General features: G+C 64.8%; 15 protein-coding genes. All 15 read left to right on the top strand.

What is annotated here, in order from left to right; genetic code table 11:
- Positions 1 to 4: 4 nt before the first annotated feature.
- Positions 5 to 661, top strand: a complete 657-nt coding sequence (locus tag WAZ62_RS11410) for an NADH-quinone oxidoreductase subunit C (RefSeq protein WP_422643648.1) — start codon at positions 5 to 7, stop codon at positions 659 to 661.
- Between the two features lie 12 nt (positions 662 to 673).
- Positions 674 to 1852, top strand: coding sequence for an NADH-quinone oxidoreductase subunit D (locus tag WAZ62_RS11405; RefSeq protein WP_422643647.1), 1179 nt, complete (start codon positions 674 to 676; stop codon positions 1850 to 1852).
- Positions 1849 to 2472 (top strand): NADH-quinone oxidoreductase subunit NuoE, encoded by a 624-nt coding sequence (gene nuoE / locus WAZ62_RS11400; RefSeq protein WP_422643646.1) that lies wholly within the window; start codon positions 1849 to 1851, stop codon positions 2470 to 2472. Before WAZ62_RS11405 ends, nuoE begins: the two co-directional genes overlap by 4 nt.
- Positions 2473 to 2476: 4 nt before the next feature.
- Entirely contained in the window at positions 2477 to 3775 is a 1299-nt protein-coding gene (gene nuoF / locus WAZ62_RS11395; RefSeq protein WP_422643645.1) for an NADH-quinone oxidoreductase subunit NuoF, read from the top strand.
- 9 nt (positions 3776 to 3784) lie between these two features.
- On the top strand, positions 3785 to 5851 hold the full coding sequence (gene nuoG / locus WAZ62_RS11390; RefSeq protein WP_422643644.1) for an NADH-quinone oxidoreductase subunit NuoG: 2067 nt from the start codon (positions 3785 to 3787) through the stop codon (positions 5849 to 5851).
- On the top strand, positions 5844 to 5999 hold the full coding sequence (locus WAZ62_RS11385) for a hypothetical protein (RefSeq protein ID WP_422643643.1): 156 nt from the start codon (positions 5844 to 5846) through the stop codon (positions 5997 to 5999). Before nuoG ends, WAZ62_RS11385 begins: the two co-directional genes overlap by 8 nt.
- A gap of 21 nt (positions 6000 to 6020) precedes the next feature.
- Positions 6021 to 7025 (top strand): NADH-quinone oxidoreductase subunit NuoH, encoded by a 1005-nt coding sequence (nuoH, locus tag WAZ62_RS11380; protein WP_422643642.1) that lies wholly within the window; start codon positions 6021 to 6023, stop codon positions 7023 to 7025.
- A gap of 12 nt (positions 7026 to 7037) precedes the next feature.
- On the top strand, positions 7038 to 7526 hold the full coding sequence (nuoI, locus tag WAZ62_RS11375; RefSeq protein WP_109919886.1) for an NADH-quinone oxidoreductase subunit NuoI: 489 nt from the start codon (positions 7038 to 7040) through the stop codon (positions 7524 to 7526).
- Positions 7527 to 7536: 10 nt separating this feature from the next.
- A complete protein-coding gene (locus WAZ62_RS11370; protein ID WP_422643641.1) occupies positions 7537 to 8151 on the top strand; it encodes an NADH-quinone oxidoreductase subunit J in 615 nt (204 codons plus the stop codon).
- Positions 8152 to 8154: 3 nt separating this feature from the next.
- Positions 8155 to 8463 (top strand): NADH-quinone oxidoreductase subunit NuoK, encoded by a 309-nt coding sequence (nuoK, locus tag WAZ62_RS11365; protein ID WP_422643640.1) that lies wholly within the window; start codon positions 8155 to 8157, stop codon positions 8461 to 8463.
- 4 nt (positions 8464 to 8467) lie between these two features.
- Positions 8468 to 10441, top strand: coding sequence for an NADH-quinone oxidoreductase subunit L (gene nuoL, locus WAZ62_RS11360; RefSeq protein ID WP_422643639.1), 1974 nt, complete (start codon positions 8468 to 8470; stop codon positions 10439 to 10441).
- Positions 10438 to 11994 carry an NADH-quinone oxidoreductase subunit M gene (locus tag WAZ62_RS11355; RefSeq protein WP_422643638.1) on the top strand — a complete coding sequence of 519 codons (1557 nt, stop codon included), beginning with the start codon at positions 10438 to 10440 and terminating at the stop codon, positions 11992 to 11994. The genes nuoL and WAZ62_RS11355 overlap by 4 nt, the downstream gene beginning before the upstream one ends.
- Entirely contained in the window at positions 11994 to 13451 is a 1458-nt protein-coding gene (gene nuoN / locus WAZ62_RS11350) for an NADH-quinone oxidoreductase subunit NuoN (protein ID WP_422643637.1), read from the top strand. The genes WAZ62_RS11355 and nuoN overlap by 1 nt, the downstream gene beginning before the upstream one ends.
- A gap of 4 nt (positions 13452 to 13455) precedes the next feature.
- Positions 13456 to 14247: a biotin--[acetyl-CoA-carboxylase] ligase gene (locus tag WAZ62_RS11345; RefSeq protein ID WP_422643636.1), complete on the top strand. Its 792-nt coding sequence runs from the start codon at positions 13456 to 13458 to the stop codon at positions 14245 to 14247.
- The coding region (locus tag WAZ62_RS11340) for a ribonuclease J (protein ID WP_422643635.1) at positions 14244 to 15829 on the top strand (1586 nt) is incomplete at its 3' end. The genes WAZ62_RS11345 and WAZ62_RS11340, both read left to right, overlap by 4 nt.

Genomic DNA, 15829 nt, shown 5'->3' with positions numbered 1-15829 from the left:
GATCATGGCGCTCTATCCCAATCCCGAGGCCGTGGCGGCCGAAGTCGCCACCCTCGAAGCCCTGATCGGCAATGAAAAGCTCGGCGTGACCGGGGTCTCCCTCGCTGTCGGCGAAGTGACCGTCACGGCCGAAGCCGGCAAGATCCTCGCTCTCCTGACCTGGCTGAAGGCCGAGCCGTCGCTGCTGCTCGATCAGTTGCTCGATGTCTGCGGGGTCGACTATCCCGAGCGCGACCAGCGTTTCGATGTCGTCTATCACCTGTTGTCGATGCGCAAGAACCTGCGCCTTCGCGTGAAGGTCCGCACCGACGAGGACACGCCGGTTCCCTCGGTCGTCGATCTCTATCCGACCGCCGGCTGGTTCGAGCGCGAGGCCTGGGACATGTACGGCATCTTCTTCGCCGGCAATCCCGATCTGCGCCGTCTCCTCACCGACTATGGTTTCGAGGGGCATCCCTTGCGCAAGGATTTCCCGCTGACCGGCTATGTCGAGCTGCGTTACGACGAAGAACAGAAGCGCGTCGTCTACGAGCCGGTGAAACTGACCCAGGAATTCCGCCGCTTCGACTTCATGAGCCCCTGGGAAGGCGCCAAATACATCCTGCCGGGTGACGAGAAGGCAGCGGCACCCGCCGCGCCGCCCGCGCCCGCGAAGAACTGACGAGGCGTCCAGATGGCCGAAGTCGACATCAAAACCTACAGCCTGAATTTCGGGCCGCAGCATCCGGCGGCCCACGGCGTTCTGCGTCTCGTCATGGAACTCGACGGCGAGATGATCGAGCGCTGCGATCCGCACGTCGGCCTGCTTCATCGCGGCACCGAGAAGCTGATCGAGCACAAGACCTACATGCAGGCGGTGCCCTATTTCGATCGGCTGGACTATGTCTGCCCGATGAATCAGGAACATGCCTTCGTTCTCGCCGCCGAAAAGCTGATCGGCTGTACCATCCCGGAGCGGGCGCAATACATGCGCGTGCTGTGGTGTGAAATCGGCCGCATCACCAACCACCTGATGAACACGATGTCCCACGGCATGGACGTCGGCGCGCTCACCCCGATCCTCTGGGGCTTCGAGGAGCGCGAGAAGCTGATGTGTTTCTACGAGCGGGTCTGCGGCGCGCGCCTGCACGCGGCCTATTTCCGCGTCGGCGGTGTCCACCAGGACATGCCGGCGGGCCTCGCCGAAGACATCATGGCCTGGACCGAGAGCTTCCCCAAGGTGCTGGACGATCTCGAGAATCTGATCGTCGAGAATCGCATCTTCAAGCAGCGCAACGTCGATATCGGCGTCGTCTCGGCCGAGGATGCGATCGCCTGGGGCTTCACCGGGCCGATGCTGCGCGGCTCGGGCGTTGCCTGGGATCTGCGCAAGGCGCAGCCTTACGAAGTCTACGACAAGATGGAGTTCGACGTTCCGGTCGGCCGCCACGGCGACTGCTACGACCGTTTCGTCCTGCGCTTCTATGAAATGCGCGAGTCGCTGAAGATCATCCGCCAGGCCATCCAGCAGATGCCGAAAGGCCCAGTGATGACCGAGGACGGCAAGATCGCCCCGCCGAAGCGCGGCGACATGAAGCGTTCGATGGAAGCCCTGATCCATCACTTCAAGCTCTATACCGAAGGCTTCCACGTTCCGGCGGGCGAGGCTTATGCGGCGGTCGAGGCGCCCAAGGGCGAATTCGCCGTCTATCTCGTCTCGGACGGCAGCAACAAGCCTTACCGGTGCAAGATCCGCGCCCCGGCTTTCGCTCATCTGCAGGCCATGGATTTCATGGCCAAGGGTCACATGCTGGCGGATGCGCCGGCGATCATCGGCAGTCAGGATATCGTGTTCGGGGAGGTCGACCGTTGAGCCATGGCGTAGCGCCCGCGGGCCCGTTCGAACAGCCCGCCAGTTTCGAGTTCTCGGCCGAGAACAAGGCATGGGCAGACAAGATCATCGCGCGCTATCCGGCTGGCCGGCAGCAGAGCGCCATCGTGCCGCTGCTCGACATCGCGCAGCGCCAAAGCGGCGGCTGGCTGCCGCGCGCGGCCATGGAATATCTGGCCGGCCTGCTGGGCATGGCCGTGATCCGTGTCTATGAAGTGGCGTCGTTCTACACGATGTTCAACATGGCGCCGGTCGGAAAGCATCTGGTGCAGGTCTGCACCACGACGCCGTGCTGGCTGCGCGGCTCGGACGCGGTGCTGGCGGCCTGCAAGTCGCGGCTGGGCATCGACATCAACCAGACGACGCCGGATGGCACCTTCAGCCTGATGGAAGCGGAATGCCTGGGCGCCTGCGTGAACGCGCCGATGATGCAGGTCAACGACGATTTCTACGAAGACCTGACGGCGGAAACGACGCTCAAGGTGCTCGATGCGCTGGCACGGGGCGAGACGCCGAAGACCGGCCCGCAGATCGATCGCCAGACGTCCTGCCCCGAGGGCGGGCCGACCACGCTGACCACCTTCAAAGCGGCAGGGGAGTGACGCGATGCTTCAGGACAAGGATCGCATTTTCACCAACCTCTACGGCTTCGAGGACTGGAGCCTGCCGGCGGCCCAGATGCGCGGCGACTGGGACGGCACGGCGGCGATCATCGCCAAGGGGCCGGACTGGATCATCAACGAGATGAAGGCCTCGGGCTTGCGCGGCCGTGGCGGCGCCGGCTTCCCGACCGGCATGAAGTGGTCCTTCATGCCCAAGCAGTCGGACGGCCGCCCGAGCTACCTCGTCGTCAATGCCGACGAATCCGAGCCCGGCACTTGCAAGGACCGCGACATCATCCGTCACGATCCGCAGAAGCTGATCGAAGGTTGCCTGATCGCCGGCTTCGCCATGCGCGCCGTCGCGGCCTATATCTACATTCGCGGTGAATTCATCCAGGAACGCCGCCGGTTGCAGGCCGCCGTCGACCAGGCCTATGAAGCCGGGCTGATCGGCAAGAACGCCGCGGGGTCGGGCTACGACTTCGACGTCTTCGTGCACCATGGCGCCGGCGCCTATATCTGCGGCGAAGAGACGGCGCTGATCCAGAGCCTCGAGGGCAAGAAGGGCCAGCCGCGCCTGAAGCCGCCGTTCCCGGCCGGCGTCGGCGTCTGGGGTTGCCCGACGACCGTGAACAATGTCGAATCCATCGCCGTCGCCCCGACCATCCTGCGCCGGGGCGGTGCCTGGTTCGCCGGCCTCGGCCGGCCGAACAACACGGGTACCAAGGTCTTCTGCATCTCGGGCCATGTGAACAAGCCCTGCAATGTCGAAGAGGAAATGGGCATTCCGCTCAAGGACCTCATCGAGAAGCATTGCGGCGGCGTGCGCGGCGGCTGGGACAATCTGCTGGCGGTGATCCCCGGCGGCTCGTCGGTGCCGATGCTGCCCAAGGCGATCTGCGACGAGGTCCTGATGGACTTCGACAGTCTGCGCGCCCAGCGCTCCGGCCTCGGCACGGCGGCGGTGATCGTGATGGACAAGTCGACCGACCTGATCAAGGCGATCGCCCGTCTGGCCAAGTTCTACAAGCACGAATCCTGCGGCCAGTGCACGCCCTGCCGCGAGGGCACGGGCTGGATGTGGCGCGTCATGGAACGCATGGTCCAGGGCAAGGCCGAGATCGAGGAAATCGATACTCTCCTCGAGGTCACGACCCAGATCGAAGGCCATACCATCTGTGCCCTCGGCGATGCGGCGGCCTGGCCGATTCAGGGCCTGTTCCGGCATTTCCGTCCGGTGGTCGAACAGCGTATCGCGGACTACAAGGCCAGGACCACGTCCCGGGCCGTGGCCGCGGAGTGAGGTGATCCGATGCCCATATTGACCGTTGACGGCAAGACCGTCGAAGTCCCGGCCGGCGCCAACGTGCTGCAGGCCTGCGAAGCGGCCGGCGTCGAGATTCCGCGCTTCTGCTATCACGAGCGCCTGTCGATCGCCGGCAATTGCCGCATGTGCCTCGTCGAGCAGGAAAAGGCGCCGAAGCCCATCGCCTCCTGCGCCATGCCGGCGGCCGACAACATGGTGATCAGGACCAACACCCCGCTGGTGCGCAAGGCGCGCCGGGGCGTGATGGAATTCCTGCTGATCAACCATCCGCTGGATTGCCCGATCTGCGATCAGGGCGGCGAATGCGACCTGCAGGACCAGGCGATGGCCTATGGTTTCGACCAGAGCCGTTACCAGGAAAACAAGCGGGCCGTGTCCGAGAAATACATGGGCCCGCTGATCAAGACGACCATGACCCGCTGCATCCAGTGCACCCGCTGCGTGCGCTTCGCGACGGAAGTGGCCGGTGTCGAGGAAATCGGCGCCATCGGTCGCGGCGAGACCATGGAAATCACCACCTATCTCAACCAGGCGGTGACCTCCAATCTGTCGGGCAATGTCATCGACCTGTGCCCGGTCGGCGCCCTGACCTCCAAGCCCTATGCCTTCGCCGCCCGTCCGTGGGAGCTGAAGAAGACCGAAAGCATCGACGTGCATGACGCGCTCGGCTCGGCGATCCGGGTCGATGCCCGCGGCGCTGGCGTGCTGCGCATCCTGCCGCGGCTGAACGACGACGTGAACGAGGAATGGATCTCGGACAAGACCCGCTTCGCCGTCGACGGTCTCGCCAAGCGCCGTCTCGACCGGCCCTATGTCCGGGTCAATGGCAAGCTGCAGCCGGCGAGCTGGGACGAAGCCTTCGCCGCCATCGGCGCGGCGCTGTCCTCGACCCCGGCGTCCAAGGTCGCGGCGCTGGCCGGCGATCTTGCCGATGCTGAATCGATCAAGGCGTTGAAGGACCTGATGACGGCGATCGGCTCGACCTCGACCGACTGCCGGATCGACGGGGCGAAGCTCGAGGCCTCGGTGCGGGCCTCCTACCTGTTCAATTCCGGCATCGCCGGGATCGAGGAGGCGGATGCCCTGCTGCTGATCGGCAGCGACCCGTCGGCGGAAGCCGCGGTGCTGAACGCCCGTATCCGCAAGCGCTGGCTGAAGGGTGGCTTCAAGGTCGCGGCCATCGGCCCCAAGGTCGACCTGACCTATCGCGCCGAATTCCTGGGCGAGGGGGCGGATGTCCTCGCGGCGCTGGTCGCCGGCCAGGGCTTCGCCGAGGTGCTGAAGGGCGCGCAGAAGCCGGCCATCATCGTCGGCCAGGGCGCGCTGTCCCGCGAGGACGGGGCGGTGATCCTCGGCCTCGCGCATAAGCTCGCGGAAGCGACCGGCGTCGTGAAGGACGGCTGGAACGGCTTCAACGTGCTGCATACCGCGGCATCGCGCGTCGGCGCGCTCGATCTCGGCTTCGTGCCGGGCGAGGGTGGCCTGTCGGTTGGGGACGTCGAGGCGGGCAAGGCGGATTTCGTCTGGCTGCTGGGCGTCGACGAGATCGACATGACCAACCTGAAGGCGCCCTTCGTCGTCTATCAGGGCAGCCATGGCGATGCCGGCGCCCATGTCGCCGACGTCATCCTGCCGGGTGCCGCCTATACCGAGAAGTCGGGCACCTATGTGAATACCGAGGGCCGGGTTCAGCGCACCAAGCGCGCCGTGTTCCCGCCGGGCGATGCCCGCGAGGACTGGGCGATCCTGCGCGCCTTCTCGGACCGTGTCGGCAAGACGCTGCCCTACGACAGCCTCGCGCAGCTGCGGGCCAAGCTGGTCGAGCAGGTGCCGCATTTCGCCGCCCTCGACGAGGTGACGCCCGCCGCTTGGGCGCCTTTCGGCAGCGATGGCGAAATCTCTCCGGCGGCGATCGGTTACGCGATCGAGAATTTCTACCTCACCAATCCGATCGCCCGCGCCTCGGCCACCATGGCCGAATGCGTCGCGGTCAAACAGGAAACGGCTTGCGGTTGCGGCCACAGCCACGGGGCGACGGGCACTCATGGTTAATCTGTTCGCGGAGGCGGTCGTTCCTCTGATCGCGATATCCGCCGAAGTGGTGGGCGTGCTTCTGCCGCTCGTTCTTGCGGCCATCGTCGCCGTGGCGGCCCTGGTGTGGCGCGAACTCGCGCCGCATCTGGCCCCCACCGGCGCTTGATCTGTAGTCGAGGCGGGTGAAATGGGCGAAATGCTCCTCGAATTCCTGATCATCCTCGCGAAGATTTTCGCGATCGTGGTGCCGCTCCTCGTCGCGGTCGCCTTCACGACCCTGCTCGACCGCAAGGTCTGGGCGATGATGCAGTTGCGCCGGGGGCCGAACGTGGTCGGCCCCTTCGGTCTGCTGCAGCCCTTCGCCGATGGTCTGAAGCTGCTGACCAAGGAAACGATCATTCCGGCGGGCGCCAACAAGGGCGTCTTCCTGATCGCGCCGGTGCTGACCTTCACCCTGGCGCTGATCGCCTGGGCGGTCATTCCCTTCGGCGACGGCGTCGTGCTCGCCGACATCAATGTCGGCATCCTCTATCTCTTCGCGATCTCGTCGCTCGGTGTCTATGGCATCATCATGGGCGGCTGGGCGTCGAACTCGAAGTATCCCTTCCTGGGCGGGCTTCGCTCGGCGGCGCAGATGGTGTCCTACGAAGTCTCGATCGGCTTCGTCATCGTCACCGTCCTGCTCTGCGTCGGCTCGCTGAACCTCAACGACATCGTGAAGGCGCAGGAACACATCTGGTTCGCGATTCCGCTGTTCCCGATGTTCATCGTTTTCTTCATCTCGGCCCTGGCTGAAACCAATCGCCCGCCGTTCGATCTGCCGGAAGCGGAGTCCGAACTGGTGGCCGGTTTCCAGATCGAATATTCGTCGATGGCCTTCGCGCTGTTCATGCTCGGCGAATACGGCAACATGATCCTGATGAGCGCGATGACCGCGCTGCTGTTCCTCGGCGGCTGGCAGCCCATCTCGATCTTCGGCCTCCTCGACTGGATCCCGGGTCCGATCTGGTTCTTCGCCAAGACCTTCGTCATCCTCTTCACCTTCTGCTGGGTGAAGGCGACCGTGCCGCGCTATCGTTACGATCAGCTGATGCGCCTCGGGTGGAAGGTCTTCCTGCCGTTCTCGCTGTTCTGGCTCGTGCTCACGGCCGGCGTTCTGGTCAGCTTCGGCTGGCTGCCGGTCAAGGGCTGAGGAGGGGCTGACATGGCATTTCTCGACCGTACCGCCCGCGCCTTTCTGCTGACCGAACTGGTCAAGGGAATGCTGCTGACCTTCAGCTATTCCTTCAAGAAGAAGGCGACGATCAACTATCCCTACGAAAAGGGCCGCCTGTCCCCGCGCTTCCGGGGCGAGCACGCGCTGCGCCGTTATCCCAATGGCGAGGAACGCTGCATCGCCTGCAAGCTGTGCGAGGCGATCTGCCCGGCGCAGGCCATCACCATCGAGGCCGAACCACGCGACGACGGCAGCCGCCGGACCACGCGCTACGACATCGACATGACGAAATGCATCTACTGCGGCTTCTGCCAGGAAGCCTGCCCGGTCGATGCCATCGTCGAGGGGCCGAATTTCGAGTTCGCGACCGAAACCCGCGAGGAGCTGATGTACAACAAGGACAAGCTGCTCGCGAACGGCGAGCGGTGGGAGCGCGAGATCGCGGCGAATATCGCCGCCGACGCGCCCTATCGGTGAGGGGGCGATCGTGACAATTTCCGCACTCGTCTTCTATCTCTTCGCGACCATCACCGTCGGCTCGGCGGTCATGGTCATCTCGTCGCGGAACCCGGTGCATTCCGTGCTGTTCCTGATCCTCGCCTTCTTCAATTCGGCCGGGCTGTTCCTGCTGCTCGGCGCCGAGTTCCTGTCGATGATCCTCGTCATCGTCTATGTCGGCGCGGTCGCGGTGCTGTTCCTCTTCGTCGTCATGATGCTGGACGTGAACTTCACCGAACTGCGGCAGGGCTTCCTGCAGTATCTGCCGGTAGGCGGGCTGATCGGCCTCATCCTGCTGGTCGAATTGCTGCTGATCGTCGGCTCGTGGACGATGATCCCGGATGTCGGCGCCTTCGCGGCGGCGCGGGCGCCGGATATCGCGGCGGTGTCCAATACCGACGCGATCGGCCGGATCATGTACACGCAGTATCTGCTGCCGTTCCAGGGCGCCGGCCTCATCCTGCTGGTCGCCATGATCGGCGCCATCGTGCTGACGCTGCGGCATCGTCCGGGCGTGAAGCGCCAGGTGATTTCGGCTCAGGTCTCGCGCACCATGAAGACCGCGGTCGAGGTCAAGAAAGTCCAGCCGGGGCAGGGGATCTGAGCCATGGAAATCGGGCTTGGCCATTATCTGACCGTGGCGGCGATCCTCTTCGTGATCGGCGTCTTCGGCATCTTCCTGAACCGGAAGAACGTCATCATCATCCTGATGTCGATCGAACTCATGCTGCTGGCGGTGAACCTGAATCTGGTCGCCTTCTCCAGTTTCCTGGGCGATCTCGCGGGGCAGATCTTCGCGCTCATCATCCTGACCGTTGCCGCGGGCGAGGCGGCGATCGGTCTTGCCATCCTCGTCATCTATATCCGCAACCGCGGCTCCATCGCGGTTGAGGATATCAATCTCATGAAGGGCTGACGGCATGATCGCGGCCATTGTATTTCTGCCGCTGCTCGGGGCCGTCATTGCCGGCTTCTTCGGGCGGCTGATCGGAGCGCGTGGGGCGCAGCTCGTCACCTCGGTCCTGCTGGTCGTCGCGGCCGTGCTGTCGTGGATCGTCTTCCTCGGGGTCGCCGACCACGAGGGCGGTGTCCAGAAGCTGCACCTGATGACCTGGATCCTCTCGGGCGCGCTCGAGGTGGACTGGGCGCTGCGGGTCGACACGCTGACCGCCGTCATGCTGGTGGTGGTCAACAGCGTCTCGGCGCTGGTGCACATCTATTCCGTCGGCTATATGGCCGAGGATCCGCATATTCCACGCTTCCACGCCTATCTGTCGCTGTTCACCTTCGCCATGCTGATGCTGGTGACCGCCGATAATTTCGTGCAGGTCTTCTTCGGCTGGGAAGGCGTCGGCCTCGCCTCCTATCTGCTGATCGGCTTCTGGTACAAGAAGCCCTCGGCCAACGCGGCGGCGATCAAGGCCTTCGTCGTCAACCGCGTCGGTGACTTCGGCTTCGCCCTCGGCATTTTCGCGATCTTCCTCGTTTTCAACAATCTGTCGTTCGACGCGGTCTTCGCGGCGGCCGGCAGCGAAGCGGGCAAGACCTTCAACTTCCTCGGCTATGACGTCGACATCCTGACGACGATCTGCCTGCTGCTGTTCGTCGGCTGCATGGGCAAGTCGGCGCAGCTCGGCCTGCACACCTGGCTGCCGGACGCGATGGAGGGGCCGACCCCGGTTTCCGCCCTCATCCATGCCGCGACCATGGTCACCGCCGGCGTCTTCCTCGTCGCCCGCTGCTCGCCCCTGTTCGAGCATGCGCCCTTCGCCCTCGAGGTGGTGACGGTGGTCGGCGCGACCACGGCCTTCTTCGCGGCGACGGTCGGTCTCGTCCAGAACGACATCAAGCGCGTGATCGCCTATTCGACCTGCTCGCAGCTCGGTTATATGTTCTTCGCGGCGGGTGTCGGGGCCTATGAAGCGTCGGTGTTCCATCTCTTCACCCACGCCTTCTTCAAGGCCCTGCTGTTCCTCGGCGCCGGTTCGGTCATCCATGCGATGCACCACGAACAGGACATGCGCCACATGGGCGGCACCTGGAAATACATCAAGCTGACCTATGCGATGATGTGGATCGGCAACCTCGCGCTCGCGGGGGTGCCACCCTTCGCCGGCTTCTTCTCGAAGGACATGATCCTCGAGGTTGCCTATGCGGCCCATACGGGGGTCGGCAATTACGCCTTCACCCTCGGCATCATCGCCGCCGGTTTCACCGCCTTCTATTCGTGGCGCCTGCTGTTCATGACCTTCCACGGCGAGAAGCGCTGGGGCGGCCATGGCCATGGTGATCACGGCCATGACGACCACGGCCACGGTCATACCCCGCACGAAAGCCCGTGGGTGATGACCATCCCGCTGCTGGCTCTCGCGGTCGGTGCGATGTTCGCCGGTTATGTCTTCTTCGACGATTTCGTCGGGGAAGGGCGCGAAGCCTTCTGGGGCGGGTCGATCTTCGTCTCCGAGGCCAACAAGGTGATCGAGCACGCCCATCATGTGCCGGAATGGGTGAAGCTGCTGCCCCTGGTGGTGACCGCGCTCGGCATCTTCGTCGCCTGGGTCTTCTATATCGCCAAGCCCAGGTGGCCGGCGGCCCTGGCCGCGACCCACCGCGAGGCCTACGCCTTCCTGCTGAACAAGTGGTATTTCGACGAACTCTATAACCTGGTGTTCGTCGGCGGCGCCCGCGCGCTCGGCCGGTTGTTCTGGAAGGGCGGCGATGGCGCGATCATCGACGGCCTCGGCCCCAACGGCATCTCGGCCCGCGTCCTCGACGTGGCTCGGCGGGCGGTCCGGCTGCAGTCGGGCTTCGTCTACCACTATGCCTTCGCGATGCTGATCGGCGTCGCGGTGCTTGTTTCCTGGTATGTCTACAAGATGGGCGTGACGCCATGATCGCGGACCTGGCCCAAGGGTGGCCGATACTCTCGGTAGTCACCTTCCTGCCGCTCGTCGGCGCGCTCCTCATTCTGCTCACGCGGGGTGAGGGCGAGGCGACGGAGCGGAGCATCCGCTCGATCGCCCTGATCACGACGATCGTGACCTTCCTCGTCTCGCTCATCCTGTGGGCGGGCTTCCGGGAGGGCACGGCCGAATTCCAGTTCGTGGAAAAACACGCCTGGATCGGCGAGACCATCACCTATCACATGGGCGTGGACGGGATTTCGATCCTCTTCATCATCCTGACCACCTTCCTGATGCCCCTGTGCATCCTCGCCTCGGACGTGATCCACACGCGGGTGAGGGAATACATGGTCGCCTTCCTGGTGCTCGAGACACTGATGCTTGGTGTCTTCTGCGCCCTCGACCTCGTGTTGTTCTACCTGTTCTTCGAGGCCGGCCTCATTCCGATGTTCCTGATCATCGGCATCTGGGGCGGGCCGCGGCGGATCTACGCGACCTTCAAGTTCTTCCTCTACACGCTGCTCGGCTCGCTGCTCATGCTGCTCGCGATCATCGCGATCTACCTGACAGCGGGCACGACCGACGTCGTTGAGCTGATGCAGTTCAACTTCCCCGTGGGGATGCAGTACTGGCTGTGGCTGGCCTTCTTCGCGTCCTTCGCGGTGAAGGTGCCGATGTGGCCGGTGCATACCTGGCTGCCGGATGCCCACGTCGAGGCGCCGACGGCGGGCTCGGTCATCCTGGCCGGCGTCATGCTGAAGATGGGTGGCTATGGCTTCATCCGGTTCTCGCTGCCGCTGTTCCCGGATGCCTCGCTCTATTTTGCCCCGCTGATGTTCGGTCTGTCGGTGGTCGCGATCATCTATACGTCGCTGGTCGCCCTCGTTCAGGAAGACATGAAGAAGCTGATCGCCTATTCGTCGATCGCGCACATGGGTTTCATCACCATGGGCATCTTCACCTTCACCGAACAGGGGCTGCAGGGCGCGGTCATCCAGATGATCAGCCACGGCGTGGTCTCGGGCGCGCTGTTCCTTTGCGTCGGCGTCGTCTACGACCGGCTGCATACCCGCGAGATCGCCCGTTACGGCGGCCTCGTGAGCCGGATGCCGGTCTATGCCTTCGTCTTCATGCTGTTCACCATGGCGACGGTCGGCCTGCCGGGCACGTCGGGCTTCGTCGGTGAATTCCTCATCCTCACCGGCACGTTCAAGGCCAGCACGCTGACGGCCTTCCTCGCCGCGACGGGCCTCATCCTCGGTGCCGCCTATTCGCTGTCGCTCTATCGGCGGGTGATATTCGGGGAACTGGTCCATGCCGACCTGAAGGACATGAAGGACCTGAACTGGCGCGAGATCGGCACCTTCCTGCCGCTGATGCTGACCGCGCTGTGGATCGGCATCTATCCGACCTATTTCACGACTGCCACCGATGCCTCGGTGCAGAATCTGATCACCCAATTCCGCGCCAAGATCGCGGCGAATGCCGCCCCGGCGGCACCCGCCGATGCGGCGCCCGAGGCTGGCCAAGGGACGGGCAACTGATGACGTCGACATTGTCTGCGGATCTCGCGCTGATTATCCCCGAGCTGATCCTGGCGGTCGGCGCCCTGGCCCTGCTGCTGGTCGGTGCCTATCGGGGCGAAGGCAGCAGCCGTGTTGTCGGGATCGGCGCCATGGCGGTGATCCTGGCGGCGCTCTATTTCACCGTCTGCGCCGGCTCGGCCGAAACCGTCCATGGCTTCCATGACATGGTGGTGATCGATGGTTTCGGTCGCTTCATGAAGGTGCTGGTGCTGATCGGCGCCCTCGCGGCGATTCCGATGTCGGTCGATTTCCTCAAGCGCGCGGGGGTCGATCGTTTCGAGTTCCCGGTGCTCATCCTGCTGGCGACCGCCGGCATGATGCTGATGGTGTCGGCCAACGACCTGATCACGCTTTATGTCGGGCTGGAGCTGCAATCGCTGGCGCTCTATGTCCTCGCCGCCTTCATGCGCGACGATGCCCGTTCGACCGAAGCCGGTCTGAAATATTTCGTCCTCGGCGCCCTGTCGTCGGGGATGCTGCTTTACGGCTGCTCGCTGATCTATGGCTTCTCGGGCACGACCAATTTCACCGATCTGGCCAAGGGCATCGCCACGCTGGGTGGCCATGGCGCCAGCATCGGCATTGTCATCGGTATCGTCTTCCTCGTTGCCGGCCTTGCCTTCAAGGTCTCGGCCGTGCCGTTCCACATGTGGACGCCGGACGTCTATGAAGGTTCGCCGACGCCGGTCACCGCCTTCTTCGCGGCGGCGCCCAAGGTGGCGGCCATGGCGCTGTTCCTGCGCGCGCTGACGACGCCCTTCGGGGAGATCGTCGGCCAGTGGCAGCAGATCATCATCTTCGTCTCGATCGCTTCCATGCTGCTCGGCGCCTTCGCGGCGATCGGCCAGACCAACATGAAGCGCCTGCTGGCCTATTCCTCGATCGGCCATGTCGGCTATGCCCTGGTCGGTCTTGCCGCCGGGGGCGAGCAGGGCATTCGCGGCGTTCTCGTCTACATGACGATCTATCTCGTCATGACGCTGGGCACCTTCGGCGTGCTGCTCGTCATGCGGAAGGATGGCAAGCCGGTCGAGACCATCGTCGATTTCGCCGGCCTCGGCCGCACCCATCCGTGGCTGGCCTTCGTCATGGCCAGCTTCATGTTCTCGCTCGCCGGCATTCCGCCGCTGGCGGGGTTCTTCGCCAAATTCTACGTCTTCCTGGCGGCGATGGAGCAGGGGCTCTACACGCTGTCGGTCATCGGTATGCTGTCCAGCGTCGTCTCCGCCTTCTACTATCTGCGCATCGTGAAGGTGATGTATTTCGACGCGCCCGAAGGCCAGCTGGAGACGCCCCTCCCGCTCGCCTCGCGCATCGTGGTGACGGTGACGGGCACGCTGACGGTGCTCTACTTCGTCGTTCCGGGGGCGCTGGTCGCGGTCGCCGGCGCGGCGGCCAAGACCCTCGTCCGCTGACGGCATGGTGACGCCGGTCGGAGGACAGGAAAGAACGGGGATCGCCGGCTGGCGTGTCCTCCATTTCGACGAGATCGACTCGACGAACGAGGAGGCACGCCGCCGCGCCGCCGCCGGTGACGAAGGTGACCTTGCCCTGCAGGCCGATGTCCAGACCGCGGGGCGCGGCCGTCGTGGCCGGGCCTGGATATCCACCCCCGGCAACCTGATGTTCAGCCTGCTGCTGCGACCAAAGGCAGGTCCCGCGCGGGCGGCGGAATTGTCCTTCGCCACGGCGGTCGCGCTTCACGAAGCCCTGGCCCAACTGACCGGCGAGGGCTTCCGCTTTCAGCTGAAATGGCCGAATGACGTGCTGCTCGACGGGGCCAAGGTCGCCGGCATCCTGCTGGAATCGGCGACCGGCGGCGATGGTGCGCTGGAATTCCTCGTTATCGGGGCGGGGGTCAATCTGGCTCATTTCCCCGACAACACGCCCTATCCGGCGACCTCCATAAAGGCTACCCTCGGGCACCGGGTCGCGGTTCAGACCGCGCTCGACGAAGTCCTGACCCGTCTCGGCCACTGGATCACGGTCTGGGAACGGGACGGTTTCGCACCCATCCGCGAGGCCTGGATCAGCCGGGCCGCCGGCCTTGGCGAGCGGATCACCGTTCGCCTGTCAGACGAGACGATCGAAGGGGTTTTCGCCGGATTGCGCCCGGACGGTGCCCTCGACCTTCTGCTCGATAGCGGCGCCTCGCGCGCCATAACCGCCGGGGACGTGTTCCTGCCCGGTGTCGTCGGAGTGAGTGTTTGACCAGACCTAAGGGCGGCAAGACCCAGCCGGGATATTTCAACCGCAAGCCCCGGGCGGACGAATTGCTGTTCGTGCCCCTCGGCGGTTCGGGCGAGATTGGCATGAACCTCAATCTCTACGGTCACGCCGGCAAGTGGCTGATGCTCGATCTCGGCATGACCTTCGCCGACAGCCGGATGCCCGGCATCGATCTGATCATGCCGGATCCGACCTTCATCGAGGACCGGAAGGACGATCTGATCGCGATCGTCCTCACCCACGCCCATGAGGACCATATCGGCGCCGTGCCCTATCTGTGGGACCGGCTGCAGTGCCCCATCTACGCGACGCCCTTCACGGCCGCCCTCGTGCGCCGCAAGCTGCAGGAAGTCGGGCTGGAGCGCGAGGTCGAGCTGAACATCCTGCCGATGAACGGCAAGGTCACCCTCGGCCCCTTCGCCTGCGAATTGATCACGCTGACCCATTCGATCCCCGAGCCGAATGCCGTCGCGATCGAAACCGCCCTTGGCACGATTCTGCACACCGGCGACTGGAAGCTGGACCCGGAGCCGCTGATCGGCCCGACCGCCGACCGCAAGCGGCTGGAGGAGTTGGGCAGCAGCGGCATCCTCGCCATGATCTGCGATTCGACGAATGTGTTCTCCCCCGGCACCTCCGGTTCGGAAGCCGCGGTGCGGGAGAGTCTGATCGAGATGATCGCGCCGTTGACCGGGCGGGTCGCGGTCACCACCTTCGCTTCCAATGTCGCGCGGATTTCCTCGATCGGCGTCGCCGCGGCGGCGGCCGACCGCCATCTGGTGCTGGTCGGGCGCTCCATGCACCGGGTGGTCGAGGCCGCCAAGGAAACCGGCTATCTGACCGATCTGCCGCCCACCCTCGACGAGGACGAGGCCGGCTATCTGCCCAAGGACAAGGTGCTCTATCTCTGCACCGGCAGCCAGGGCGAGCCCCGGGGTGCCATGGCCCGCATCGCGCGGGGCGAGCATCGCCATATCGCGCTGGGCCGAGGCGATACCGCGATCTTTTCCTCGAAGATCATTCCGGGCAACGAGATCCCGCTCGGCGAGACCCATAACCAGCTGGCGACGGCGGGGGTGCGGGTGATCACCGAGAAGGGCAACTTCATCCATGTCTCGGGCCATCCCAACAGGGACGAACTGGCCGCCATGTATGCCTGGGTGCGGCCCGAGATTTCGGTGCCGGTCCATGGCGAGGCGCGGCACCTCGTGGAACATGCGGCCTTCGCCCGCACGCTTCAGGTTCGCCACGCCCCGATCATCAAGAATGGCGATGTGCTGCGCCTTGCTCCCGGCGAGCCCGAGTTCATCGGCGTCGTCGAATCCGGCCGCCTCGCCCTCGATGGCGATATCCTGGTGGAGGTCGACGATCCGGCCGTGGTCGCGCGGCGGAAGATCAGCTTCGCCGGCCATGTCGTCGTCACCCTGGTGCTGGACGCCAGGGGCAAGCTGGCGGCCGATCCCGATGTCGTCCTCGCCGGCCTCGCCGAGGAGGAGGGCGGGGACCTCGCCGCCGAGATCGTCGACGCGGTTCAGGCCGCCTTGCCGAAGGGCCGGGGCGGCGA

The organism is Zavarzinia sp., assembly GCF_049306435.1.
Lineage (GTDB): Bacteria > Pseudomonadota > Alphaproteobacteria > Zavarziniales > Zavarziniaceae > Zavarzinia.
This window is presented reverse-complemented; position numbering and strand designations above follow the sequence as displayed.